14 protein-coding genes are annotated in these 26,243 nt (G+C 64.4%); 1 reads left to right on the top strand and 13 read right to left on the bottom strand.

Features of this window, described 5'->3' with window-relative positions; genetic code table 11:
- Positions 1 to 187 precede the first annotated feature (187 nt).
- On the bottom strand, positions 188 to 577 hold the full coding sequence (locus tag HU748_RS19445; RefSeq protein WP_186708077.1) for a lysozyme inhibitor LprI family protein: 390 nt from the start codon (positions 575 to 577) through the stop codon (positions 188 to 190).
- An 87-nt stretch (positions 578 to 664) separates the two neighbouring features.
- A complete protein-coding gene (locus HU748_RS19440; protein WP_186721547.1) occupies positions 665 to 1,582 on the bottom strand; it encodes a LysR family transcriptional regulator in 918 nt (305 codons plus the stop codon).
- A 90-nt stretch (positions 1,583 to 1,672) separates the two neighbouring features.
- Between HU748_RS19440 and HU748_RS19435 the strand changes: the two genes are divergently transcribed.
- On the top strand, positions 1,673 to 2,152 hold the full coding sequence (locus tag HU748_RS19435) for a DMT family transporter (protein WP_186721545.1): 480 nt from the start codon (positions 1,673 to 1,675) through the stop codon (positions 2,150 to 2,152).
- A 10-nt stretch (positions 2,153 to 2,162) separates the two neighbouring features.
- On the opposite strand, the gene HU748_RS19430 is transcribed toward HU748_RS19435, so the two are convergent.
- The 11 genes from HU748_RS19430 to cyoA all read right to left on the bottom strand — a co-directional run bounded on the left by HU748_RS19430 (position 2,163) and on the right by cyoA (position 25,781).
- Positions 2,163 to 2,702 (bottom strand): hypothetical protein, encoded by a 540-nt coding sequence (locus HU748_RS19430; protein WP_186668292.1) that lies wholly within the window; start codon positions 2,700 to 2,702, stop codon positions 2,163 to 2,165.
- 50 nt (positions 2,703 to 2,752) lie between these two features.
- Positions 2,753 to 3,316: a GNAT family N-acetyltransferase gene (locus HU748_RS19425; protein WP_186668294.1), complete on the bottom strand. Its 564-nt coding sequence runs from the start codon at positions 3,314 to 3,316 to the stop codon at positions 2,753 to 2,755.
- 173 nt (positions 3,317 to 3,489) lie between these two features.
- Positions 3,490 to 17,472, bottom strand: a complete 13,983-nt coding sequence (locus tag HU748_RS19420; RefSeq protein WP_186721543.1) for an autotransporter-associated beta strand repeat-containing protein — start codon at positions 17,470 to 17,472, stop codon at positions 3,490 to 3,492.
- Between the two features lie 284 nt (positions 17,473 to 17,756).
- On the bottom strand, positions 17,757 to 18,140 hold the full coding sequence (locus tag HU748_RS19415) for a YkgJ family cysteine cluster protein (protein ID WP_186668298.1): 384 nt from the start codon (positions 18,138 to 18,140) through the stop codon (positions 17,757 to 17,759).
- Between the two features lie 200 nt (positions 18,141 to 18,340).
- Positions 18,341 to 19,549: an alanine transaminase gene (gene alaC / locus HU748_RS19410; RefSeq protein ID WP_186708085.1), complete on the bottom strand. Its 1,209-nt coding sequence runs from the start codon at positions 19,547 to 19,549 to the stop codon at positions 18,341 to 18,343.
- A 159-nt stretch (positions 19,550 to 19,708) separates the two neighbouring features.
- Positions 19,709 to 20,836 (bottom strand): hypothetical protein, encoded by a 1,128-nt coding sequence (locus HU748_RS19405; RefSeq protein WP_186721541.1) that lies wholly within the window; start codon positions 20,834 to 20,836, stop codon positions 19,709 to 19,711.
- Between the two features lie 120 nt (positions 20,837 to 20,956).
- Entirely contained in the window at positions 20,957 to 21,844 is an 888-nt protein-coding gene (cyoE, locus tag HU748_RS19400; protein ID WP_054892516.1) for a heme o synthase, read from the bottom strand.
- 11 nt (positions 21,845 to 21,855) lie between these two features.
- Positions 21,856 to 22,188, bottom strand: coding sequence for a cytochrome o ubiquinol oxidase subunit IV (gene cyoD, locus HU748_RS19395; RefSeq protein ID WP_054892515.1), 333 nt, complete (start codon positions 22,186 to 22,188; stop codon positions 21,856 to 21,858).
- Positions 22,188 to 22,811 carry a cytochrome o ubiquinol oxidase subunit III gene (locus HU748_RS19390; protein WP_186668302.1) on the bottom strand — a complete coding sequence of 208 codons (624 nt, stop codon included), beginning with the start codon at positions 22,809 to 22,811 and terminating at the stop codon, positions 22,188 to 22,190. Before HU748_RS19390 ends, cyoD begins: the two co-directional genes overlap by 1 nt.
- Before the next feature lie 3 nt (positions 22,812 to 22,814).
- Complete coding sequence (gene cyoB, locus HU748_RS19385; RefSeq protein WP_186668303.1) at positions 22,815 to 24,833, bottom strand: cytochrome o ubiquinol oxidase subunit I; 2,019 nt, start codon at positions 24,831 to 24,833, stop codon at positions 22,815 to 22,817.
- A 3-nt stretch (positions 24,834 to 24,836) separates the two neighbouring features.
- The gene (gene cyoA, locus HU748_RS19380; protein ID WP_186668304.1) at positions 24,837 to 25,781 is read right to left on the bottom strand and encodes a ubiquinol oxidase subunit II; all 945 of its coding nucleotides are present in this window, start codon (positions 25,779 to 25,781) and stop codon (positions 24,837 to 24,839) included.
- Positions 25,782 to 26,243 lie beyond the last annotated feature (462 nt).

Below are 26,243 nucleotides of genomic sequence, written 5' to 3'. Positions count from 1 at the left end.
CACCGACTCTGCCGGTGCGATACCTGGAGGAGCAACTGTCTTGCTCAAAATCTAAAGGCCAGCCCACCCCCCCTGTGGGAGCGGGCTTGTCGGGGCGCCGAACCGCCGCGAACACGGGCGTAGCCCGTGCCAGGCAGCGTGTTGTATTTTTCGCGGGCAAGCCCGCTCCTACAGGGTTCGAGACCATTCACTGCCCAGGGCTGAGAATCCGCTCCAGCTCCGCGGCGCGCTCGCGGGTCATGTCCAGTACGCACATGCCGCCTTCGAGTTGCGCCAGGGTCCCGCCGCTGGCCTGCACGTGGAACTTGCAGTTCTTGTCGCGGAAGCTGATCCAGTCGCGCTGCACTTCGCGCAGGCTTTTCTGCTGCGGCGCCTCGAGCTTGCCGAGCAACTGCTTGTAGACCCGGTTGAGGCGATCATCCTGCAACTTGGTTTCATCCTTGATGCAGGCACTCATCGCAACGGTGCTGGAGGCGTTGTCCATGCATTGGGTATAGGCGGGGGAGTTCTCGTCGGCCTGTGCCTGCGAGGCGAATACCAGCGCGGCAACGACGGCTGCCAGGGAATGCTTGAACATCGAAGAGAACCCTCTGATCGGAAAGATTGCCAGCCTAGCAGCAAGTACGCCGCAAGGCCCCTGTAACCCCGTGAAATCGGACCCGTCCTACGCAGGTGAATGCCAGCCCTGGCAGTGGCGATGGATCAGCTCGCGCAACCACTGATGCCCAGCATCGCCCTCGCGCCGGGCATGCCAGGCCTGGGCAAAGCTGAACGCGCTGATCGGCAGCGGCGGCTCGAAGACCCGCAGGGCCTTGTCTGGCGGGCTTGCTGCCAGACTGCGCCGGGCCACGGTCAGCACCAGGTCGGTCCCGGCCAGCACGGTCTGGGCCACGCCCCAATGCGGCAGAGTAAGGGCAATGCGCCGACGGACACCAAGAGCCTTGAGTGCCTGGTCGATCTCGTTGTCGATGCCAGGACGTACCGCCACCAGTACATGCGGGCGCGCCAGCCAGGTGTCCAGAGTCAGGCCGCCACGTGCTGGCAGGCTGCTGCGATCGGCCACACAGACAAACGACTCCTCGAACAAGCCCTGCTCATGGACCTCCGAGGGCAACTCGGGAAACACCCCCAGGGCAAGATCCACTTCGCCATCGATCAACTGCCCGAGCATCGCCTCGCGGCTGCCCTGGGAGATGACCAGATCGATCTGCGGTGCCACGCTACGCAACTCGCGCATCAGCGCAGGGAGGACCACCTGGGCGCCGTAGTCGGACATCGCCAGGCGAAAGGTGCGGCGCGCCTTGCCCGGCTCGAACCCCGGGCTGCCCAGCAGCCCGTCGAGCTGCGCCAGCGCCTGCTGCAGCGGATCGCGCAGGGCCTGGGCGCGAGGGCTCAGTACCAGGCGGGCGCCACGGCGTACCAGCAGCGGGTCGGCGAAGATGTCGCGCAGTTGCGCCAGTGCGTGGCTCACCGCCGGCTGGCTGCGGTGCAAACGCAGCGCCGCGCGCGAGACGTGCTGCTCGCTGAGCAAGGCATGCAGGGTCAGGAGCAGGTTGAGATCGATGCGACGCAGGTCATCCATATGGCGAATAAAGCCTGTGCAGAATTCGAATTTCCATCATTTAAGCGCATACAAGAGACTGGGCCAAGGTTATCCACAGGAGCTCACGCCATGCCCAACGTCTTTGTCTTGTCCGCCATCCTGCCCTTGCTCGTCGCCCTGCTCGCCGGAGCGGCGGTGCCTTTTCAGGCTGGCAGCAATGCTGCATTGGGGCGCTTGCTCGGGCACCCGTTGTGGGCGGCGGGGGTTTCGCTGCTGGTCAGCCTGATGATGCTGGTGCCAGCGCTGCTGTTGATGCGCGCGCCCATGCCACAGCTGCAGAACCTGGCCCAGGCACCCTGGTGGGCCTGGCTGGGGGGCGTCGCCGGGGTGATCTACATCACCGCCGCGTTGGTGCTGACGCCACGCCTGGGCGCGGCGGGGTTCATCGTCTGCGTGATCGCCGGGCAGGTGCTGTCGTCGTTGCTGATCGACCAGTTCGGCTTGATGGGCCTGCCGGAGAAACCCGTGAACCTGCCACGGCTGCTGGGGGTGGCGATGATCGTCGGGGGCATGCTGGTGGTGCAGTGGGGCACGGCGCGCAGCGCCTGAGGCCAGGGCTCTACAAGCTTTGTGCAGGCTCGGGCGGCATCAGCACCTGATCCACCTCGAAGCGCAGCGAGGGCATCTGCGTGGCGGCATACAGCATCACCCCGAGCGCCGCGATCAGGGCCACGTCCAGCCAGTGCCAACCTGGCATGTCGTCGGCCTTGCGGGCCTTCCAGCACCACCAGGCCTGGCCCGCGCAGAAGGTCAGGATCGACAGCGACCACAGGTAGAACCCGGCACCGAAACCTGTGACATCGTGGAACGCGTAGCTGCGGTTGTCAGGTAGCCGCTCGAGGCCAAGGCTGCTTGCGGCCAGGTACAGCGCCAGCAGACCGAACAGCAGCGACAGTCGCCGCAAGCGCCGATGGCTCAGGACCGCCAGCGCCATCAGGGGGTTGGCGAACCACTGGTACAGCTCGAATGCCACGCCCCAGGGGCCGTAGAGCAGCATCTGCAAAGCGGGCATGTGCCGCCCGGCCCCCATCAGGACGCCGTCGAAACACAGGCCAAGCAGGTAAAGCAGCAGGCTGATACTGAGGTAGTAGGCTGGCAACCGAAGCTCCATCGGATCGGGCGAAACCCCGACCTTACCGCACCCGCGCCTCAGGCGACAGGCGGTTCCAGCAACAGCCCGTAAATCCCCGAGTCGGACAGCTCGCCCGCCACGCACCAGCGGGCGCGCAGCGTGCCTTCGAGGACGAAGCCCTGGCGCTCCAGGGTGCGCGCCGAGCCTTGGTTGCGCGGGTCGATCTCCGCCTCCAGGCGGCGCATGTGCAGGGTGTGGGCCAGATAGTCGATGAAGCAGGTCAGCGCCTCGTCCATGTAACCCCGACCTTGCACGGCCTTGGCCAGGCAGTAGCCGATCTCGCCGCGACGCGAATCGTCATCGAGATTGAACAACTGGACCATGCCGATCAGCTCGCCGTTGTCGCGCCGGTACATGCCGAGCTTGAGCAGGGTGCCGGCGGCATAGGCTTCACGGTCGGCGGCCAGGGCGCTTTCGGCCTCGGCCAGTTCTTGCCAGGGGGCATGGTGCCAGAAACGCATGACCTCCGGGTCGGCCATGATCGCCAGCCACTGCGCCGCATCGCCATGACGCATGGGGCGCAGTTGCAGGCGCGGGCTGTCCAGGCACAGGTCGCTGGGGAAACTGCGGGGGTGGGTCACGCAGGGACTCCTGTCCGACTTTGGGAAGATGACAGTCTAGCGTCAGCGGCGTGACGAAAGTAAGTCGAGGTGGCGGTGAAGGCTCCGTCACGTAGCAAGCCCGCGCCCACAGGTCTTGTGGCGCGGGCTTGTTATGTAACGGGGCTGCAGAACAGCCCCTGTGGTTCAACCGATCAGAAGCCCATGCTGAAGCTCAGCACCACGCCATGGTCGCGGTTCTCGCTGGACAACTGCCCGGAGTAACCCAGGCCCAGCTTGCCGCTCTGGCCCACGGCCAGGTCGACACCCGCCTCGACCACCGCCGCATCCCGCGCGATCGGCACCCCTTCGGTGCTGAAGCTCGCACCTCCGGCGATGAAGCGTGCATCGGCATCGGGCTTGGTATCGCCGAACGCGTGGCGCCAGCCGACCGACAGGCGCGGAGTGATCTCGCTGCCGTTGTCCAGCTTGATCCGCTTGCCGGCGCGCACCCCGACGGTGGAGAAGGTCACGTCCTGATCGACGCTGGCCTTCAGGCGACCGTCCCCACCCTTCTCACGGGCACTGTCACTGTCGTAGTTGACGTAGGCAAGGCCCGCGAACGGCTCCAGGGCGATACCGCCAGCGTCGATGGCGTAACCCACCTCGCCGAACACCTGGGCGCTGCGTGCCTTGTACTTGGCTTTCAGGCGGTCGTCGTAGCTGCCCACCTGGACATCGCGCTTGGTATCGATGTCGTGCCAGGTGTAGCTGGCGCCCAGGCGTGCGGCGAAGGCATCCATCTGGTAACCCAGGTAGGTGGCCAGGTGGTAGCTGTCGACGCTGGCGTCCGACTGACGACGGTGGGCATCGATGCTGCTGCGGGTGTACCCGGCAGCGATACCGACCTTCCACTGATCGTCCAGGGCACGATCGACACCGAGCATGAAGCCCGACAGGTCACGGTCGACGCTGGCATGGCTGCTGCTGCCGTCGTAGTCACCCCAGCCGCCGATGGCGCGGATCCAGCCCACGGCCTGGCCCTGGCAACCTTCGCTGGTCAGCTGCTGGTTGGCGGTCGGCGCCAGGGTGCGGCGTGGGTCGTCCTCGCGGCTGCAATCCGGTTGACGCATACGGTCGTTGACCGCGTCGCGGATGTAGCGCGAATCCTCGATCAGCACGGTCGCGGTGCTGGCGTGGATTTCCCCGGACAGGCTGTCGAACGCCGACTGCGCGGCCTGACGGTCGAGCGGCAGGATGTTGTCGCGCAGGCTGGTCGGCGCGCCGGTGCTTTCCAGGGCCGTGGCGACACCACGCTGGTTGCTGGAGGCAGCGACATCGGCGAACGAGTTGCCGTTGCGGCTGACCGACAGGGTCACCTGGTTGGCGCCATAGTCGATCGAGCTGTTGAGGAACGCCGAGTTCACCAGGTTGTTGCTGGCGAAGGTGCCGTTGATGCCGCCAGCTGCACTGACCACGGTGTACTGCCCGTTGCCGCCGGAGAGGTTGGCAACCGTCAGGCTGCCGCCCAGGTTGGCGGTGCCGCCGACATTCAGGTAGTTCACCGGGGCGGTGCCCAGGTCGATGACCAGGTTGCCGTCACTGGCGTTGGTGAAGTTGCCACTGACATTGAGGTTGCCCGCAGGCCCTGGCAGCACGGTGCCGTGGTTGGTCAGGCTGGCGACGGTGCCGTTGCCGGTCAGCGCCGCGCCGTTGGCCACGGTGACCTGGGCGCCAAGGTTGGTGCCCGGGTTGTCGGCATTGCCGACCTGCAGCGTGCCCTGGTTGACGTTGAAGGCGCCGCTGAACGGCTGGTTGCCGGTCAGCAACAGGCTGCCCGCCCCTTGCTTGGTGGTGGTGCCGGTGCCGCTGAGGGTGCCGTTGAAGGTGCCGTTGGTGCCCTGCGCGAACACCAGGTTGGCGTTGTTGGTGATGTTGCCTTGCAGGCTGGTGGTGTTACCGGCCAAGGTGCCGCCGCTGACGGTGGTGCCGCCGCTGTAGGTGTTGGCACCGGTCAGCACCAGGGTGCCTGCGTCGAGTTTTTCGATACCGCCAGTGCCAACCAGTGGCGCACTGATCACGGCGCTGGCACCTGCGTTGACCCGTACCGGCGCCAGGCTGCCATCGGCGCCGTTGACCGGGGTCAGGCTGCCACCTGTACCCGGCACCACCTGGTAGCCGTCGCTGAGGAACTGCATGCCGCTGAACGACTGATTGCCGACCACGGTGACGGTGCCAGGCTGGCCACCGAACACGGCGAAGGCATCGCTCCAGGTTTCGCCAGTGGTGCCGTTGGCGTTGGTCCAGTTGGTACCAGGGCCCCAGGTGCCACTGCCGCCGCCGATGCTGCCGTCCGGATTGGTCTTGCCGCCGTTCCAGAACTGCAGCTGGTCGCCCGCGCCCTGCACCACCAGGTTGATCTGGTTGGCGATGGCGGTCTGCAGGCTCAGGTCGCCCAGTGCCACGCTGCCGGGGACAGCGCCGAAGACCAGACCGTTGTTGGTCAGTACCCCGCCATAGTTGAACAGCTGGTAGACACCGGTGCCGAAGCCGCCGGCATTGGTGATGTTCAGCGTACCGTCGAGCACCAGGTTGCCGTCGACCTTGACTACGGTAGTGGACGCCGCTGGCGCCCCGAGGGAGAAGTCCAGGGCACTGCCGGAACTCAGGTTCAGGCTGCCTACCGTCAACGGTGTGCTGCTCTGGCCTGCGGCCAGGGTGGCGCCGTCGGCGATCTGTACGGCGCCGGCATAGGTGCCGCTGCCGCCCAGGCGAGCGCCGGTAGCGACCTGTACCGTGGCGCTGTCCAGGCGTCCGTTGACCAGCAGGCTGCCGGCATTGACGGTAGTGGCCCCGGTCAAGCCGTTGACCCCGGTCAGCAGCAGTTCACCGCTGCCGTTCTTGGTCAGCGTACCGCTGCCAGTGAGGTTGCCGGTGTAGCTGCCGTTGGCGTTCTGCTCGAAGGTCAGCGCCGCGTTGTTGAGGATCGCACCCTGCAGGCTGGTGGTGTTGCCGACCACGCTGCCCGCGTTGATCTGGGTGCCGCCGCTGTAGCTGTTGCTGCCGCCCAAGGTCAGCAGTCCTGCGCCATTCTTGACCAGCCCGCCGACACCGCTGATGTCGCCGTTGAGGGTCAGCGCGTTGCTGCCGCCGATGGCCAGTGCGCCGTTGAGTACCGCGGCGTTGGCCAGGGTGACGGCGGTGTTGCTGTCCAGGGTGGTGCCCGCGGCGGCCGTCAGCGTGCCGCTACCCAGCGCACTGTCGTTGCCGACCACCAGGGTGCCGCCGTTGAGCGCGGTGCCGCCGCTGTAGCCGTTGGCGGCGTTGAGCACCAAGGTGCCAGCATCGTACTTGGCCACGTTGCCGGCACCGTTGAGGGCGACGTTGAGGGTGGCGGTGACGCCGCTGTCTACCCGCAGGTTGGTGGTGCCGCTGGTGCTGGTGAGCAGCTCGCCCCCCGTCCCGGCATCGAGCACATAGCCGTCGGTGATGAACTGCAGGCCGGTGATGCTGTGGCTGCCGTTCACGGTGACGGTGCCGGTGGCGCCCTGGAAGACGGCGAAGGTGTCGTTCCAGGTGGTGTTGAGTACGCCGTTGGCATCGGTCCAGTTGGTATTGGTGGCATCCCATGTACCGCTGCCGCCATCGATCAGGCCGTTGGCCACGCTCTGGCTGCCGTCCCAGAACAGCACGTTGCTGGCACCGCCCACCACCAGGTTGACCTGGTTGGCAATGGCCGTCTGCACCGTCAGGTCGGTCACTGGAACGGGCGTGGTGCCAAAGGTCAGGCCATTGTTGACGAGGCTGCCGCCGTAGGCGAACAGGCGGTACACACCGGCACCGAAGCCACCGATATCAGTGACGTTCAAGGTGCCGCCAAGGGTCAGGTTGTTGGCGACGTTGACCAACGGCGAATTGCCGCCAGTCGGCGCGCCAAGGGCCGCGTTGAAGTTCGAACCGGCATCCAGCGACAGGTTGCCCGCGTTCAGGGTCGTGCCGCTGGTGGCTGCGAGGCTGCCGCCGCTGGCGACGGTCACCGCCCCACCGAGGCTGCCCGCACCCGACAGCGTCGCCCCACTGGCAACGTTGACCGCGCTGCTGGCGAGCGATCCATCCACCTTCAAGCCACCGGCCTGCACGTTGGTATTGCCGGTATGGCTGTTGCTGCTGCTCAGGGCCAGGGTGCCGGTGCCGAGTTTATTGAGCGTGCCGATGCCGCTGATGTTGCCGTCGAACACGCCGCCTTCGACGTTGAGGCTGTTGCCCGCAGCGATCTGGATCGCGCCGGTGCCACCGATCTCGCCCAGCGTGGTGTTGCCGTCAAGATTGAGGCTGGCGCCTGCACTGACGTTCAACTCGCTCTGGGTACCCAGCGCGGTGGTGCCGATAGTGCTCAGGCTGCCGGAGAGGATGTTGAGGATACCGCTGAAGGTGTTGTTGCCCGACAGGGTGAGGTCGGCCAGGCCGTTCTTGTTCAACACGCCGTTGCCACTGAGCACGCCGGCCAGTTGCAGGTCGTTGCTGCCCAGCACGTTGAGGATGCCGGTGACACTGACCGGATTGGCCAGCGTGACCGCAGCGCTGCTGTCGAGGATGGCGTTGCCGGTCACGTCCAGGCCACCTGTGCCGAGCGCGCCGTTGTTGCCGACCACCAGGGTGCCGGCCTGCAGCTCGGTGCCGCCGCTGAAGGTATTGGCGCCCAGCAGGCTGAACCGCGCGATGCCGGACTTGATCAGACGGCCAGCGCCAGCGACGGTGCCGCCGAGGCTCAGGTCATTGCCGCCCAGCACGTTGAGGTTACCGGCCAAGTTGACGTTGTTGGCCAGCGCCACGGCCTGGCTGCTGTCCAGGCTGGTGCCTGCCGCCGCATCGAGCGCGCCGGTACCCAGTGCGGTGTTGGAACCTACCACCAGGGTGCCGCCGTTCAGCGCGGTGCCGCCGCTGTAGCTGTTGTTGCCGGACAAGGCCAGTTGCGCATTGCCGGCCTTGACCAGGCTGCCGGCGCCGCCAATGTTGCCGGTGAGCGCCAGATCGTTGTTGCCGGTCAGGTTCAGCGGGCCGGCCAGGGTGATCGCATTGGCCAGGCTCACGTTCTTGTTGGTGTCCAGGGTGGTACCACTGGCAGTGTCCAGCAGGCCGGTGCCGAGGGCGGTGTTGCTGCCCAGCACCAGGGTGCCGCCGCTGAGCTGGGTGCCGCCGCTGTAGCTGTTGTTGCCGTTGAGCACCAGGGTGCCGGTGTCGAGCTTGTTCAGTTTGCCGACACCGCCCAGGCCGACATCGAGGGTCGCGATCACGCCGGGATCGACCCGCACGCTGGTATCGCCACCGCTGCCGTTGACCAGGTCGAGCAGGCCGGCGGTTCCGGCCAGCAGGCGATAGCCGTTGCTGACGAACTGCATGCCATTGACGCTCTGGCTGCCGTCGATGGTGACGTCACCTGCCGTGCCCTGGAACACCGCGAAGGTGCTGCCCCAGGTAGTGTTGACGGTGCCGTTGAGGTCGGTCCAGTTGGTGTTGCCGGCGTTCCACACGCCGGTGCCACCATCGACCTGGCCGTTCGGGGCAGTCTGGCTGCCGTCCCAGAACTGGATGTTCAGGCCGCTGGAGCTGACGAGCAGGTTGATCTGGTTGGCCAGGGCGGTCTGCAGCGACACATCGCCAAGGCTCACGCCCAGCGGCAGGGTGCCGAAGTCCAGACCGTTGTCGGTCAGCGCGCCGGCGTAGTCGAACAAGCGGTACACGCCGTTGCCGAAGCCACCGATATTGCTGACGTTGAGGGTGCCGTCGAGGGTCAGGTTGCCGCCGACATTGAACAGTGCGGTGCCGCCAGTGCCTGGCGAAGCCAGACCGACATCGACGATCGATCCGCTGTTGAGCACCAGCGAACCGAGGCCCAGGGTGGCGCCGCTCTGGCCTGCCAGGTGGCCGCCGTTGTCGATCACCACCGAGGCATTGGCAGAGCCGCTGCCGGTGAGGGTTGCGCCGCTGGCGACGGTCAGCAGGTTACTGCCCAGGCTGCCATCGATTTTCAGGGTGCCAGCGTTGACCTGCGTGTTGTCAGCCAGGTTGCTGGTACCGGTAAGGGTCAGAGTACCGGTGCCATCTTTGGCCAGGCCGCCCAAGCCGCTGAGGGCGCCACCGAAGGTCGTACTGGCGTTGTTGCTGCCCAGGTTCAGGGTGCTGCCAACGCCGACATCGACGTTGCCGCTGCCGGTGAGGGCACCAAGGCTGGTGTTGCCGTTGAGGTTGAGCTGGCCACTGGCACCGATGTTGAGGGTGTCGACGTTGGCCAGCACGCCGCTGCCGAGCGTGGTGAGCGAGCCGGCCTGGATATCGACGTTGCCGGTGAAGGTCTTGACGCCGACCAGGGTCAGGTCGTCGACACCGGTCTTGACCAGGTTGCCTGTGCCGCCCAGATCGCCACTGAGGATCAGGGCGTTGGCGGCCTCGACGGTCAGGTTGGCGCCGTTGCTCAGGGCGATGGTGTTGCCCAGTGCCATCGGCGCGCTGTTGGCCAGGGTGGCGTCGGCGGTCACGCTGAGGGTGCCGGTGCCCAGGGCGCCACTGCTGCCGAGGGTCAGGCGCCCGGCATTGAGCTCGGTGCCGCCCTGGTAGCCATTGTTGCCGTTGAGGGTGAGGTTGCCGCTGCCGTTCTTGGTCAGCCCAGCGGTACCGTTGATCACACCGTTGAGGGTCAGGTCGTTGGTGCCGGCGACAGTGAGGCCGGCGTTGAGGGTGACGTTGTTGGCCAGGGTGGTGCTGGCGACGCCGCTGCTCAGGGTCGAATCCCCGGCGACGGTCAGAGCGCCCTGCCCCAGCGCGTTGTCGTTACCCACCACCAGTTGCCCGGCGCCCAGGGTGGTACCACCCAGGTAGTTGTTGGCGCCATTGAGGGTCAGGGTGCTGGCGCCAGCCTTGTTCAGGCCACCGACACCGTCGAGCACGCCATTGAGGGTCAGGTCGGCGGTGCCTGGCAGGTTGAGCGTGCCGCCCAGCTCCACATTGTTGGCCAATGCGGCGCTCGCGCTGGCATCGAGGGAGGTATTGGCGCCTGTGGTCAGATCCCCGGTGCCCAGCGCGGTATTGCTGCCGACGGTCAGCGTGCCGGCGTTGAGCGTGGTGCCGCCGCTGTAGGTGTTGTTGCCGTTGAGGGTCAGGCTGGCGGCACCGTTCTTCACCAGGCCGTTGGTGCCGGAAACCACACCGTTGAGGGTGAGGGCCTGGCTGCCATCAAGGGTAAGATTGCCACCGGTCAGGTTGACCGCGTTGACCAGAGCCAGAGCCTGGCTGGCGTCGAGGGCTGCGGCGCCGGTGACGTTCAGGGCGCCACTGCCCAGGGCACTGGCGTTGCCCAGCAGCAGGCTGCCGGCTTGCAACGAGGTGCCGCCGGTGTAGTTGTTGGCGCCGTTGAGCACCAGTTGACCGGTGCTGGTCTTGTTAAGGCCGCCGCCGCCGCTGATGACCCCGTCGAGGGTCAGCGTCTGGGCGTTGTTGACGCCCAAGGTAGCGCCCGTGCCCAGGCCGATGGCGTTGGCTACTTGCAGGGCGCCGGTGGTGGCCAGGGTGCTGTTGCCGGTGACCGAAAGATTGCCAGCGCCCAGCGCGCTGCCGTTGCCCAGGGTCAGGGTGCCTGCGGCGAGCGTGGTGGTGCCTTGGTAGGTGTTGGCGGCACCGAGGGTCAGGTTGCCGGTGCCGGTCTTGGTCAGCCCACCAGTACCGCTGATCACGCCGCTCAGGGCCAGGTCGTTGTTACCAGGCAGGGTCAGGGTGTCGTTGAGCGTGACCTGATTGGCCACGATCAGGGGGCCAGTGGTGGCCAGGTTGCTGGCGCCGCCGACGGTCAGGTTGCCGAGGCCCAGTGCCGAGTTATTGCCCAGGGTCAGGGTGCCGGCGTTAAGGGTCACGCCACCGGACAGGGTGTTGGGGCCACTCAAGGTGAGGTTGCCGGCGCCATTCTTGGTCAGGCTGCCAGCGCCCGCGACCAGCCCAACAAGGCCCAGGTCGTTGCTGCCGGCGATGGTGAGGTTGCCGCCCAGGTTGACGGTGTTGCCGATAGTGAGCGCCGAGTTGCTGTCCAGCGTGGTGCCCGCAGCCGCGTTGAGCTGGCCGAGGCCGAGCGCGCTGGCACTGCCGAGCACCAAGGTGCCCGCGTTGAGGTTGGTGTTGCCCAGGTTGCCATTGATGCCATTCAGGGTCAGTGTGCCACTGCCGGTCTTGGTCAGGCCGCCCACGCCGTTGAAGTTGCCACCCAGCACCAGGTTCTGCGCGCCGGCGATGGTCAGGTTGCCCGCCAGGTTGAGGGCGTTGGCCAGGGTCACGTTGGCGCCTGCACTCAGGGTTGTGCCACCTGTGGCATTCAGCGCGCCAGTGCCCAGGGCGGTGTTGCTGCCAACCACCAGGGTGCCGCCATTGAGGCTGGTAGAGCCCTGCTGGCTGTTGCTGCCGTTCAGGGTGAGCACGCCGGTGCCGCTCTTGATCAGCCCACCGGTGCCGCTGAGTGCGCCGTTGAGCGTGAGGTTGCCAGTGCCTGGCACGGTCAGGTTGGCGTTCAACGCAACGGTGTTGGCCAACGCCACGTTACCCGTGGTGGCGAGGCTGGAGCCGCCAGTGACGTTCAGGCCGCCTGTGCCGAGGGCCAGGTCGTTGCCCAGGGTCAGGGTGCCAGCGGCAAGGGTGGTGCCGCCGCTGTAGGTGTTGGCGTTGCCCAGTGTCAGGTTGGCCGCGCCGTTCTTGACCAGGCTGCCGGCACCCGATACCACGCCAGACAAGCCAAGGTCGGCGCTGCCTGCGATGGTCAGCGCGCCACTCAGGGCCAGGGCGTTGCCAAGGGTGACTGCGGTGTTGCTGTCCAGGGTGGTGCCCGTTGCGGCGCTGATCGCGCCAGTGCCCAGGGCGGTGTCGTTGCCCACTACCAGGGTGCCACCGTTGAGCAGCGTCCCGCCGGTGTAGCTGTTGGCGCCGTTGAGCACCAGGGTGCCGGTGTCGAGCTTGGCCAGTTGGCCGCTGCCGGAGAGGCCGACGTTGATCGTCGCGGTAACGCCCGGGTCGACACGCACGGCAAAGGCACCGTTGCTGGCGTTGACCAGGTCCAGGCCACCGGCACCGATCAGGCGATAGCCATTGGTGACGAATTGCAGACCGGTGGCAGCCTGGGTGCCCACCACGTTGACATCGCCAGCGGTGCCCTGGAACACGGCGAAATCGCTGGCCCAGCTGCCGTTGAGCACACCGTTGATATCGGTCCAGTTGGTATTGCTGCCATCCCAGGTGCCGGCGCCACCGTCGATGACGCCGTTCGGCACGCTTTGCGCACCGTCCCAGAACTGCACGGTGCCGGTGGCACCGCCCACCAGCAGGTTGATCTGCGCGCCGATGGCGGTCTGCACCTGGACATCGCCCGGCAGAACGCTACCCGGCAACGCGCCAACGACCAGACCGTTGTCGACCAGCGCGCCGGTGTAGTCGAACAGCCGATAGATACCGGTGCCGAAGCCACCGAGGTCGGTGACGTTGAGGGTGCCGTCGAGGGTCAGGTTGCCGTTGACGTTGACCAAGGCAGTGCCGCCCGTGGAGGGCGAGCCGAGGCCGAAGTCGAGAATCGAGCCGCTGTGCAGGGTCAGCGCGCCGGTATTGAGGGTCGCGCCACTGTTGGCCAACAGGTGTGCGCCGTTGGCGATGTCGACCGCGCCCAGCAGACTGCCGGTGCCGCCCAGGCTGGCGCCGACATTGACCTGTACGCCGGAGCTGGCGAGCGAACCGCTGACATTGAGCAGGCCGCCATTGACCGTGGTGGCGCCGCCAAGCACGTTCACACCGGACAGTTCCAGAGCACCGGTACCTGCCTTGATCATGCCACCGCTACCGGCCAGGGCGCCGCTGAACACGCTGTTGAGGTTGTTGCCGCCGACCGTCAGGTCACTGCCCCCCGCCACGCTCACCGCGCCGGCACCGCTCAGGCCGCCGATCGTGGTACTGGCACCGAGGTTCAGGCTGGCGCCCGCCCCGACGTTGACGCCCGAGCTGTTGCCGAGGGCGCCAGTACCTATGGTGGTGAGGCTGCCGCCGAGCAAGTCGACGGCGCCGCTGAAGGTGTTGTTGCCGGTCAGCGTGAGGTCGGCCAGGCCATTCTTGATCAGACCTGCGGTACCGCTGATGACACCGCCCAGGGTCAGGTCGTTGCTGCCGCCGAGGGTCAGGTTGGCGTTGAGCGCGATGTCGTTGCCCAGGGTAGCGACCGCGCTGTTGTCCAGGCTGGCGGCGCCGGCCACGGTCAGGGCACCGGTCCCCAGGGCGCTGCCGTTGCCTATCACCAGGCCACCCGCGTTGAGCGTGGTGCCACCGGCATAGGTGTTGACCCCGTCCAAGGTCACGCTGGCATTGCCGTTCTTGACCAACTTTCCTGTCCCGCTGACTACACCACCGAGGGTCAGCGCGTTGCTGCCGGTGAGGGTGAGGTCGGCGTTCAGGCCGATGTTGTTGCCCAGGCTAAGTGCGGCGCTGGCGTCCAGGCTTGCGGCGCCACCGACGGTGAGGTCGCCGGTGCCGATGGCGCTACCATTGCCCAGCACCAGGGCGCCAGCGTTGAGCAGTGTGCCACCGGCATAGGTGTTCAGGCCGCCGAGGGTGAGCGTGCTGGTGCCATTCTTGATCAGACGGCCGGTGCCATCGACCAGGCCGGAGAGGTTGAGGTTGTTGCTGCCGGCCAGGGTGAGGTCGGCATCCAGGGTAACGGCGTTGCCAACGGTCAGCGCAGCCGTGGCATCCAGGGTACCGGCACCTGCGACGGTCAACTTGCCGACGCCCAGTGCGTCTCCATTGCCCAGCACCAGGCCACCGGCATTGAGGGTGGTGCCGCCCAGGAAGGTGTTGGGGCCGGAAAGCGTCAGCGTGGCGGCACCGTTCTTGACCAGGCTGCCGGCACCGGCGATCACGCCACCGAGGCCCAGGTTGGCGGTGCCGTCGAGGGTCAGGGCACCGGCCAGGTTCACGGCGTTGCCGAGGTTGACTGCGGTGTTGGCGTCCAGGTGGGTACCGGCAGCGGCATTCAGCGCGCCAGTGCCCAAGGCCGTGTTGCTGCCGACCACAAGGGTGCCGGCGTTGAGGTTGGTGGCGCCGAACTGCGTGTTGGCGCCATTGAGGGTCAGGGTCGTGCTGCCGTTCTTGGTCAGGCCACCGATACCGGCGATAACGCCGCCCAGGGTCAGGTCGTTGCTGCCGGCGAGGTTGAGGTTGCCGGCCAGGTTAAGCGCGTTGCCCAGGGTCAGCCCGGCCACCGACGAATCCAGCGTGGTGTTTGCGGCGGCGTTGAGCGCGCCTGTGCCCAGGGCGGTGGCGCTGCCGACCACCAGGGTGCCGGCGTTGAGCGCGGTGGCACCGCTCTGGTTGTTGCTGCCGCTCAGGGTAAGGGAGCTCGCCCCATTCTTGATCAGGCCGCCGGTACCGCTCAGGTTGCCAGCCAGGGTCAGGTTGTTGGCGCCGGAGAGGGTCAGGTTGGCGCCGAGGTTGACGCCATTGTTCAGGGTCATCGCCGCGCTGTTGGCGAGTGTGGATGCGCCGCCAACGTTGAGCGCGCCGGTGCCCAGCGCCGCGGCGCTGGCCAGGGTCAGGGTGCCGGCGTTGAGGTTCAGGCCGCCGCTGAAGGTATTGGCACCACTGAGGGTGAGGTTGCTGGCACCGCTCTTGACCAACGCACCAGTGCCACTGACCACCCCGCCCAGGGTGGTGGCGTTGCTACCCAGCACGCTCAGGGTGTTGGCCCCCAGGTCGATGGCGTTGCCCAGGTTGACGGCCACGCCCGCGTCGAGGCTGGCATTGCCGCCCAGGCTGAGGGCACCGGTGCCCAGTGCGGCGTTGTTGCCGACGGTCAGCACCCCGGCGTTGAGGGTGGTGCCACCGCTGAAGGTGTTGGCGCCGTTGAGGGTCAGGCCGGCGGCGCCGTTCTTGACCAGCGCGCCGGTGCCGCTGACCACCCCACCCAGGGTGGTAGCACTGGTGCCCAGCAGGTTGAGGGTATTGGCGCCCAGGCTGATGGCGTTGCCCAGGTTGACACCGGTGCTGGCATCGAGGCTGGCATTGCCACCCAGGGTCAAGGCACCGCCGCCCAGGGCGTTGTTGTTGCCCACGGTGAGTTTGCCGGTGTTGAGGGTCAGGCCGCCGCTGAAGGTGTTGTTGCCGTTGAGCGCCAGGTCGGCTGCGCCGCTCTTGACCAGTGCGCCGGTGCCGCTGATCACCCCGCCCAGGGTGGTGGCACTGGTGCCCAGCAGGTTGAGGGTGTTGGCGCCGAGGTTGATCGCGTTACCCAGGCTGACCGCTGCGCTGGCGTCGAGGCTGGCGTTGCCAGTCAATGCGAGAGCGCCCGTACCCAGCGCGGCGCTGTTGCCGACAGTGAGTTTGCCGGTGCTGAGCGTGGTGCCGCCGCTGAAGGTATTGACGCCGTTCAGGGTCAGGTCGGCCGCGCCGTTCTTGACCAGGCTGCCGGTACCGCCAATCACACCGCCCAGTGTGAGCGCGTTGTTGCCAGTCAAGGTCAAGGCACTGCTGCCCAGGTTGATGGCATTGCCCAGGGTCATGACGGCCGTGGTATCGAGGGTGCCGTTGCCGGTCAGGGTCAACGCGCCACTGCCCAGACCGCTGGCATTGCCGAGGGTGAGCGTGCCTGTGCCGAGGGTGGTGCCGCCGGAGAAGGTATTGACGCCATTGAGCGTCAGGTTGCCGGTACCGCTCTTGACCAGCGAGCCCGTGCCGCTCAGCACGCCGCCAAGGCTCAGGGCGTTGCTGCCGGGCAAGGTCAGCGCCGCGTTCAGCGCCACCGCGTTGTTCAATACCAGCGGCACACTGCCTTGCAGGCTGCCCGCACCGCTGACGGTGAGCGCTCCACTGCCGAGCGCCGCAGCGCTGGTCAGGTTGAGGCCGCCCGCAGTCAGGTTGGTGCCGCCGCTGTAAGTGTTGGTGGCACCGAGGGTGAGCAGGCCGGCGCCGGTCTTGGTCAGCCCGCCGACGCCCGAGACCACGCCGTTGAGGGCCAGGTCGTTGCCACCGCCGACACTCAGGCCGGCGTTGAGGGTCAGGGCGTTGGCCAGGCTCAACCCCGCGACACTGCCCAACAGGCTGCCACCGTTGACGGTGATGCCGCCGCTGCCGAAGGCGCTGGAGTTGTCGAAGTTGAGCACGCCGCCGTTGAGGGTGGTCTGGGTCGTGCCGCTGAGCACCGCGCCGATCAGGCTCCAGGTGCCGCTATCGACGATCAGACGGCTGAAGTTGATGTAGTTGTTGGCGTTGATCGTGCCGCTGCCGGCAGTCCCGCTGCCGCCACCAATAGCGTTCTGCAAGGCCAGCGTGTTGGTGCCGCCGGCACCGCCGTCGATCTTGCCGGCGGCTGCGAAAGCCAGGTTGGGATTACTGGTGACCAGCAAGGCGACACTGATACCAAGCCCGGCACCGACACTCGAACCAGTGATGGCATTGAAGCGGTTGGTGCTGTTGGCCCCCATCGACAAGCTGCCGGTCAAGGTGCCGGCGTTAGTGAAGGTGTTGCCTGCGGCAGAAGCCTCGAACGCTGCCCGGCCAAGAATGGTGCCGGTGTTGGTGAAGTTCACCGTGCTGCCGCCGGTAACCGCGATGACCGGGGTGTCTTCACTGAGCAGCGTCAGTGAAGCCAATGCCGAGGAGCCAATGCTGCCGGCGTTGGTGATGGTAGTGGTACCGGCCGCACCGTTGCGCGCGTCCAGCGCCATGCCCGTGAGGTTAAGAAGGTTGGCGCCGAGCAAGGCACCCGTGCCCTTGATCACACCCGTGGCATTGTTGTTGATGTTGAGCGTGCTGCCGGTGCCGGTATTGCCGATCAGCACTGCACTGGACTGAATGCTCAACAGCCCCAGCAATGTAGGGTCGATGGTGCCGGAGTTGTTCAACGTGTTGTTGTTGCCCGCCAGCGACAGCGACGTGCCCCCTACGCCCAGCAAGGTACCCAGGCTGGCGCCAGGGTTCACGTTGACCGTCAGGCCGCTGCCGCCGTTGGTATAGCTCGGTGCCAGAGGGTTGGCGGCGCCGTTACACGTGATGGTGGAACCGGCCGCACTGCACACGGCCAGGGCCTGCTCGCTCGTCAGACCGAAGGCCAGGCCTCCGACAGCCAGGCTCACAGCGAGCGACAAATGGGAAAGACGGGTAGGCAAAATGGAGGCGACGCTTCTGTCCACGGAGAGCTCCTTCGTGGATCAGGTGGTTCGGTCCTTGAACGCGTGCACTGCTATGTTGCCGGTTAGTCGAACACGCGACGACGAAACACCTGACCATGGCTACATGATTCCTTGTTGGGAATGTGTAGCCGCTGGCGAGCAGGCGCGAAGGGACGCGGGGACGGTCAAATGGTGTTAATACTTTCTCGAGGCAGCACGTATTTCGCGGGCTGCAGCAGGGTGTCGCTTGGATCCAACCGACGAACGGTCATGTCCGGTGGGCAAAACGTGATGTGTTTGGCGGTTCAGGCGACCTCTGCCCCATCGTCAGGCCAGTGCGGTTCGTTGGCGCCAGGCGGGGTCAGCGGTGGCAGGCCATAGGCGGCACGGGCGTCATCACAGCTGGGGTTGTGCACGCCGTTCTCCCACGACGCGTCGAACTCGCGACAGGGGCTGGAACGATTCTCGTAGATGGTGCACCCCACCTTGTTGCCGATCTCGCCTTCCAGGCTGATACAGCGGCAAGGCTTGGCGTCGGTGCCGATCATGGCCACGCGGGTCGGATTGATCTGCACCACCAGATCGTCGGGCACCAACCCGCCCGAAGACTGGCATTCACCCCAAAAGAAAGACACACGAAAGTAGCCGCAGCAGGCGCCGCAGGTCAGGCAAGGGTTCTGTTCGGACATGATGGCCAGGAAGGGAAGTTGTTGTTATCGAGCGGGCGCTCGCGGCGCCATTTTTAATCCAAGCACGAGCGGCTGGATAGAGGGGAAATGAAAAAAAGACGGCCGCTGGTCGCAGCCCTCGAGCGCCATGCCGACCGTGGCAGGCAAAAGCCGCAATCGGCCTGCCATCGCAGACCGGCTTGCGGCTTGACGCCTGGGGCTTACTTGCTGGTCAGCCCGTCGGCGCGGAACATCTGACGGATACCGCGGATGGCCTGGCGGATGCGGTCCTGGTTCTCGATGAGGGCAAAGCGCACATGGTCATCGCCATAGTCGCCAAAACCGATACCGGGCGAGACACAGACCTTGGCCTCGGCCAGCAGCTTCTTGGAGAACTCCAGCGAGCCGAGGTGTGCATAGGCTTCGGGGATCTTGGCCCAGACGTACATCGAGGCTTTCGGATTCTCGACCATCCAGCCCATCTCATGCAGCCCCTTGACCAACAGGTTGCGGCGTTGGCGGTACTGCTCGGCGATGTCGCGCACGCACTGCTGGTCACCTTCCAGCGCGGCAATCGCCGCCACCTGCAGCGGCGTGAAGGTGCCGTAGTCGTGGTAGCTCTTGATCCGCGCCAGGGCGCTGACCAACTCGGGGTTGCCGACCATGAAGCCGATCCGCCAGCCCGCCATGTTGTAGCTCTTGGACAGGGTGAAGAACTCCACCGCGATATCCTTGGCGCCAGGCACCTGCATGATCGAAGGCGCCTTCCAGCCGTCGTAGACGATGTCGGCGTAAGCGAGGTCGTGCACCACCAGCACGTCGTACTGCTTGGCCAGGGCCACCACTCGTTCGAAGAAGTCCAATTCCACGCACTGCGCGGTCGGGTTGGAGGGGAAGCCCAGGATCATCATCTTCGGCTTGGGGATCGATTCGCGGATCGCCCGCTCCAGCTCATTGAAGAAGTCCACTCCCGGCACCAGCGGCACGGAGCGCACCTGGGCACCGGCGATCACCGCCCCGTAGATGTGAATCGGGTAGCTGGGGTTGGGTACCAGCACCGTGTCGCCATGGTCGAGGGTGGCGAGCATCAGGTGCGCGAGGCCCTCTTTCGAGCCGATGGTGACGATGGCTTCGCTGTCCGGGTCGATCTCGACGTCGTAGCGTTCCTTGTACCAGTTGGAAATGGCGCGGCGCAGTCGCGGGATGCCGCGCGAGGTGGAATAGCCGTGGGTATCTTCACGCTGGGCGACCTGCACCAGCTTCTCGACGATGTGTGGCGGGGTCGCGCCATCCGGGTTGCCCATGCTCAGGTCGATGATGTCTTCGCCACGACGGCGTGCCGCCATCTTGAGCTCGGCAGTGATGTTGAAGACGTAGGGGGGGAGACGATCGATGCGCGCAAAGCGGCGCGGCGAACCTGGGTTGGCCATGCTTTCCTCGAGAGACGTAAGCGCCCGGAACCGTCCGAGCGACGTTGGCCACTGCGGTGGCCGAGGCAGAAAATAGTCTGGTTGCCCCGGCGTTGTAAAGGGGCTATCGATAGATTCGCCGCCCACCAGCGAGACTTACCCGCTGGTGGGTCGAAGAACTCAGCGCAGGGCTTTGTAGGCGTGCAGGTCGAAACGCTGGATACTCAACCCATCGCTGGGGTCCAGGTGCTCGCCACGCACCTGGCTGAACTCCGTGGCAATGCTGCCGCGATGAACCATACGCTCATCGGCAGTGCCTTCGGTCAGTACGGTATAGGACTTCTTGCGCATGGCGCGGTAAAGCTCATCGTTCGCATCGATGGTCTTGTGATAGGTCATCAGCCCCGCATCGTCCAACTCCAGACACTTGTCCAGCTTTACGCCCCAACGCTTCAGGCAAACCTCCGCGAAGTGCCGCACGATCATCCCCGGCTCAGGCAGTGCCTTGCCAGAACCTGCGCCGTCTATCGAAGCATTGCCCACCAGCGTTGCATGGCGGCCCGGCATCGGCAGTACGCTGACACGTGTACCGTACGCTGTGGCAGGCACCACACAGGCGAACCCTTTGGATCGCTCGTCTCGCGCATAGAACCCCACGTACTCCTTCACGTTGGCTCCCAGTTGCACGCGCTCAGACTTCAGGTTGCCTACCCCCGGCACCGGATCGATGGCAAAGATGTTGACCTTCACATCACGCAGCTCCGGATCTTGCGCCATTGCGTTGGCGAGCATGTGACAACTGATTCCGCCCCTGCTCCACCCCACCAGGTTGACCGTGATCGGGATCAACGGTTTGCGCAGTTGCCTGATCATCTGCTCTTGCAAGGCCTGGGGGGTCACCGCGCGATCACCATAGTCGTAGGTGCGCCAGAACCACGAGCCACCGGCCTCGGCATCAGGAATTGGAATGCCAGCGCTCTTCAGGTTCTGGTATTGCTGCTCGGTGAGCTTGGTGCGGGCCCAGGTACTCTTGCCCTTGATGACCTGCAGGGCATGCCGCACGTTCTCATCCCAACCTTTGCCGAACAGCGTGCCGGTCACTTTGTAGTAGTCGCCGTCGTCAACGAACAAGGCATCGTCCTGCAGGTTGCCACTGCCTGGGCCATCGACTGCGATCCAGTCGACGAACTCCCTGCCGAAGGTATGGTTGGCCAGCGTGGCGATCAGCTCGCCATTCCAGAAATTAGGGTTGTTGTGATCGAAACGGTGGGAGCCGGTTCCGCAGAAATAGACGGTAAAAACACTCATTTGGATGCTTCCTTATGACTTGGAAGCTCAAACTAGTGCGTTCGGATACCAGCGCGCAGACGGAAAATCTACCAATAAAAAACCCGGCCACAGGCCGGGTTCTTGTAATGCGCGTAGGCTTCAGCGTGCGTAGGTCATCAGCACGTCGGCAGCAGTCTGGCTATCCACCGACATCATCACGCTCAGCGCGGTGACGGTCAGGATGGAGAAGCCAAACACTTTGCGTGCCCACTTGCTGTCATCTTCGGCCTTGTAGCCACCCCAGGCCATGTACAACCAGTACAGACCCATGGCGGCTGCGACGGCCAGGTAACCCAGACCGGCGTACCCACCCAGCGTCAGCATCAACGTGGCGAGCACGAAGGCCAGCACGTACAGCACGATCTGCTTCTTCGCCGCCAGGATACCGCGAGCCACCGGCAGGACCGGGATGTTGGCTGCGCTGTAATCCTTGAAGCGGAAGATGGCGATGGCAAAGCTGTGCGGCATCTGCCACAGGCTGAACATCACCAGCAGCGTGACCGCTGCCAGGTCGAAGCTGTTGCTCACTGCGCAATAGCCGATCACCGGAGGCATGGCACCGGACAGGCTGCCGACCAGGGTGCCGTGCACCGATTTGCGCTTGAGCCACAGGCTGTAGAAGCCGACGTACACCACGAAGCCGATCAACGCACAGAACGCCGACAGCGGGTTGGCCTGGACATACAGCAGGCTGAAACCCGCCACCCCGAGCAGGGTGGCGTAGATCAGTGCGAGGGGCAGCGACATGCCGCCCTGAACCATGACGCGGTTCTTGGTACGTTCCATCTTCTGGTCGATGTCACGGTCGATGCAGTTGTTGAACACGCAACCGGACGCAACCACAAGCGAAGTACCTACCACCACCGCCAGGAACAGGGCGAAATCCACATGGCCCTTCGCGGCAAGGAAGAAACCGCCTGCCACGGAAAGCACGTTACCGAAAATGATCCCCGGTTTGGTGATTTGGATAAAGTGCTTCACGGACATGCAGTCTTACCTCACTTGGCCAACATTTCGTAGTGGATGCTGAACATGATCCACAGCGACAGGCCTACCAGCAGTGCGATTACCAGAGCGGTGAACAGGAACGTCGAGACAGTGGAGCGCTGCTCTTTCGAGCGGTCCATGTGCAGGAAGTACACCAGGTGCACCACGACCTGAATGACGGCCATGGCCACCACGATGAGGACGGTCAGGTTCTTCGGCAGGGTCGGATACATCACCAGGCCGAACGGGATCGCGGTCAGGATGATCGACAGGATGAAGCCGATCATGTAGGACTTCACGCTGCCGTGGTTACCTTCGTGGTGAGTGTCGTGTGCGTTAGCCATTACAGAACCCCCAGCAGGTAGACGACGGTGAAGACGCAGATCCAGACCACGTCCAGGAAGTGCCAGAACAGGCTCAGGCAGCTCATGCGGGTCTTGGCAGTCGGCGTGATGCCGTGCTTGTTGATCTGGTACATCAGGATGGCCATCCAGATCAGACCCGAGGTCACGTGCAGGCCGTGGGTGCCGACCAGCGCGAAGAACGCCGACAGGAAACCACTGCGCTGCGGGCCGTAGCCTTCAACGATCAGGTGATGGAACTCGTAGATTTCCATCGCGATGAAGCCTGCACCGAACAGGAAGGTGATAGCCAACCAGCCCAGTACGCCTGCCTTGTTACCGGCGAACATCTTCAGCATGGCGAAGCCGAAGGTGATCGAGGACAGCAGCAGGAACGCGGTTTCGACCAGCACGAAGTCGAGCTGGAAGATGTCATGACCCGACGGGCCGCCGGCAAAACTGCCGGACAGCACCGCGTAGGTGGCGAAGAGCGACGCAAACAGGATGCAGTCGGTCATCAGGTACAGCCAGAAACCGAAGACGGTCATCTGGCCCGAGTCGTGGTGGTGATCGTCGTGCCCATGGTCGTGACCATGCGCATCGCCGTGAATTACTTGACTGGACATTGATTACACCCGTTCAAAGGTTTCGACACGTGCGCCACCGGTAGGTACACCGGCAAGCTGCAGGGCCCGCTGGCGTTCGCCTTCGATGCGCGCCACTTCTTCGGCAGGAACCATGTAGCCCTGATCGTCACGTGCAGCGTGGCGAACGAAGACCGCGATGGTTGCTACCAGGCTCGCACCCACCAGCCACCAGATGTGCCAGATGAAAGCGAAGCCGAAGATGGTCAGGAACAGACCCATGAACAGACCGGTCGAGGTGTTGTTCGGCATGTGGATCGCTTCGTACTTGGCCGGCACCTTGTAGGCGACACCGGCTTCCTTGGCTTCTTGCCAGGCGTCCAGGCCGACCTTCTCAGGCATGTGGGCGAAGTTGTAGAACGGAGGTGGCGACGAAGTCGACCATTCCAGGGTACGGCCACCCCATGGATCGCCAGTGACGTCCAGGTTCTGGTTGCGGTCGCGAACCGATACGTACAGCTGGATCAGTTGGCAGGCGATACCGAACAGGATCAGCACCGCACCGACCACGGCCACGTACAGGTAGGGTTCCCACAGTGGGTTGTCGGAGTGGTTCAGACGACGGGTCATACCCATGAAGCCCAGCGCGTACAGCGGCATGAAGGCCACGTAGAAACCGGACAGCCAGAACCAGAATGCCGCCTTGCCCCACTTCTCGTTGAGGGTGAAGCCGAAGGCTTTCGGGAACCAGAAGGCGAAGCCGGCAATGTAGCCGAACACCGCGCCGCCGATGATCACGTTGTGGAAGTGGGCAATAACGAACAGGCTGTTGTGCAGTACGAAGTCAGCACCTGGAACGGCCAGCAGTACGCCGGTCATGCCACCGATGGAGAAGGTGACCATGAAGCCCAGGGTCCAGAGCATCGGCGGAGTGAAACGCACGCGACCCTGGTACATGGTGAACAGCCAGTTGAACAGCTTCACACCGGTCGGAATGGAGATCAGCATCGTCGCCAGACCGAAGAAGGTGTTGACGCTGGCGCCGGCACCCATGGTGAAGAAGTGGTGCAGCCAGACCGCGAAGCCCAGTACGGCAATGGCACCCGATGCGTAGATCATCGCGTGGTGGCCGAACAGACGCTTGCTGGAGAAGGTCGAGGTTACTTCCGAGAACACGCCGAACGCCGGCAGGATCAGGATGTACACCTCAGGGTGACCCCAGGCCCAGAACAGGTTGACGTACATCATCGGGTTCCCACCAAGCTCGTTGGTGAAGATGTGGAAGTCCAGATAACGGTCAACGGTCAGCAGGGCGAGTGCGGCGGTCAGGATCGGGAAGGAAGCGACGATCAGCACGTTGGCCCAGGTGCAGGTCCAGGTGAAGATCGGCATGTCCATCAGTTTCATGCCAGGTGCGCGCATCTTCAGGACGGTGACCAGGAAGTTCACGCCTGTCAGTGTCGTACCCAAGCCTGATAGCTGTAGCGCCCAGATGTAGTAGTCAACCCCTACGCCCGGACTGTACTGGATCCCCGACAGTGGCGGATAGGCAACCCAACCGGTCTTGGCGAATTCGCCGACGCCCAGGGAGATGTTGACCAGCAGCACGCCTGCCAGCAGCAGGTAGAAGCTCAGGGAGTTCAGGAACGGGAAGGCAACGTCACGTGCACCGATCTGCAGAGGCAGGGCCAGGTTCATCAGGCCGGTGAAGAACGGCATCGCCATGAAGATGATCATGATCACACCGTGGGCGGTGAAGATCTGGTCATAGTGTTCAGGCGGCAGGTAGCCTTCGGAGCCGCCGGTAGCGGCAGCCAACTGGGTACGCATCATGATGGCGTCGGCGAAGCCGCGCAGCAGCATGACCATCGCGACGATGATGTACATCACCCCGATCTTCTTGTGGTCGACCGTGGTCAACCACTCGGTCCACAAGTAGGACCACTTGCGGAAATAGGTGATGGCACCAACGACGGCGAGGCCCCCGAGCGCGATCATGGCAAGCGTCACCATGACTATCGGCTCGTGATAGGGAATCGCCTCCAGGCTTAATTTACCGAACATCTCTTACTCCTCTGCACCGGCAGCTGGTTGCATACTCGTTTCCACACCCTTGGTAGTGGCCAGGTCTTTGCTGCCTGCTTCTTCGTGGCTCGGACGACCACGGTTCATGCCTTCGTACTTGTCGACGATGAGCTGGAACGTGTCAGGCGAAGCCTCGCTGTACAGCGCGACTGGGTTGTTTTCGCTTGGTTTGGCCAAGGCGTCGTATTCGGCCTTGTCCAGCTTCTTCGGCGAGGCCTTAACTTGCGCGACCCATGCATCGAAGTCGGCTTGCGAAGTGGCGGTTGCCTTGAATTTCATACCGGTGAAGCCAGCACCGCTGTAGTTCGCGGAGATACCGTCGAACTCGCCATTTTCGTTGGCGATCAGGTGCAGCTTGGTGGTCATGCCGGCCATCGCGTAGATCTGGCCGCCCAGCGCAGGGATGAAGAACGAGTTCATCACGGCGTCGGAGGTCACGCGGAAGTTGACCGGGGTGTTAGCCGGGAAGACGATCTTGTTGACCGTGGCAATGCCCTGCTCCGGGTAGATGAACAGCCATTTCCAGTCCAGGGCGACCACGTCGATCTGCACCGGCTTCACATCGGAATCCAGCGGACGATAAGGGTCGAGCTTGTGGGTGGAGTGGTAGGTGACGTAGCCCAGGGCGATGATGATCAGGATCGGGATGATCCACACCGCGGCTTCGATCTTGGTCGAGTGCGACCAGTCGGGGGTGTAGGTGGCAGCCTTGTTGGAAGCACGGTACTTCCAGGCGAAGACCAGGGTCATGATGATGACTGGCACCACGACCAGCAGCATCAGGCCGGTAGCGATGAGGATCAGGTTCTTTTGCTCAATGCCGACCTGGCCCTTCGGGTCGAGCAGGGTCCAGTTGCACCCACTGAGTAAAAGCATGCCTAAAAAGGGCAATATGCCAAACAGTCTGGGGTAACGCTTTTTACTCATCTCACGACCTCTAGATCAGCTTGCTTCAATGCAATGTGTTTTGTTCGCCAACACTTCGTCCTGCCAAGCGTTAGCATTTCGAGCTCGAACCCGCGCCTGCCTGGGATCCGACTGCTGGATCTGGGCGTTGAGCGCATGGACGAGCTTGGGGTTTTCTTAGGCTAAAGGCCTGTACTTCAGACCAATTCCATTTGGTGCGGGAAAACGCGGAGGGGTGTCCGCCCGGATCGCCGTTGGGCGAAACTTGTCGAAGTCAGCAAAAGGAGCGCTGGGGCTTCCTTCAATCCTGCGACTCGCAAGCAGTGCCGAACGGAAATTGGGGGCGATTGTAGATAGGTCGCCCCCCCTTGACTATGACTTATTGAGCAACAGTCTTTTACAGAATTTGTAATAATCCTGCCTGAAAAATCAACTTCGCGACAGTTTGTCGCACCCGGCTTGATAGCCCTGAAACCCTTGTAT

The organism is Pseudomonas sp. RW3S2 (genome assembly GCF_014268955.1).
Taxonomy (GTDB): Bacteria; Pseudomonadota; Gammaproteobacteria; order Pseudomonadales; family Pseudomonadaceae; genus Aquipseudomonas; species Aquipseudomonas wayambapalatensis.
Note: the sequence above shows the minus strand (reverse complement) of the source record. Positions and strands in the feature narration are given on the sequence as shown.

Bases quoted from the DNA above. Each gene is read 5' to 3' on its own strand.
- HU748_RS19445 (WP_186708077.1), bottom strand. From the start codon at position 577: ATGTTCAAGCATTCCCTGGCAGCCGTCGTTGCCGCGCTGGTATTCGCC.
- HU748_RS19390 (WP_186668302.1), bottom strand. From the start codon at position 22,811: ATGTCCAGTCAAGTAATTCACGGCGATGCGCATGGTCACGACCATGGG.
- HU748_RS19440 (WP_186721547.1), bottom strand. From the start codon at position 1,582: ATGGATGACCTGCGTCGCATCGATCTCAACCTGCTCCTGACCCTGCAT.
- cyoA (WP_186668304.1), bottom strand. From the start codon at position 25,781: ATGAGTAAAAAGCGTTACCCCAGACTGTTTGGCATATTGCCCTTTTTA.
- cyoD (WP_054892515.1), bottom strand. From the start codon at position 22,188: ATGGCTAACGCACACGACACTCACCACGAAGGTAACCACGGCAGCGTG.
- HU748_RS19415 (WP_186668298.1), bottom strand. From the start codon at position 18,140: ATGTCCGAACAGAACCCTTGCCTGACCTGCGGCGCCTGCTGCGGCTAC.
- cyoE (WP_054892516.1), bottom strand. From the start codon at position 21,844: ATGTCCGTGAAGCACTTTATCCAAATCACCAAACCGGGGATCATTTTC.
- HU748_RS19405 (WP_186721541.1), bottom strand. From the start codon at position 20,836: ATGAGTGTTTTTACCGTCTATTTCTGCGGAACCGGCTCCCACCGTTTC.
- HU748_RS19435 (WP_186721545.1), top strand. From the start codon at position 1,673: ATGCCCAACGTCTTTGTCTTGTCCGCCATCCTGCCCTTGCTCGTCGCC.
- cyoB (WP_186668303.1), bottom strand. From the start codon at position 24,833: ATGTTCGGTAAATTAAGCCTGGAGGCGATTCCCTATCACGAGCCGATA.
- alaC (WP_186708085.1), bottom strand. From the start codon at position 19,549: ATGGCCAACCCAGGTTCGCCGCGCCGCTTTGCGCGCATCGATCGTCTC.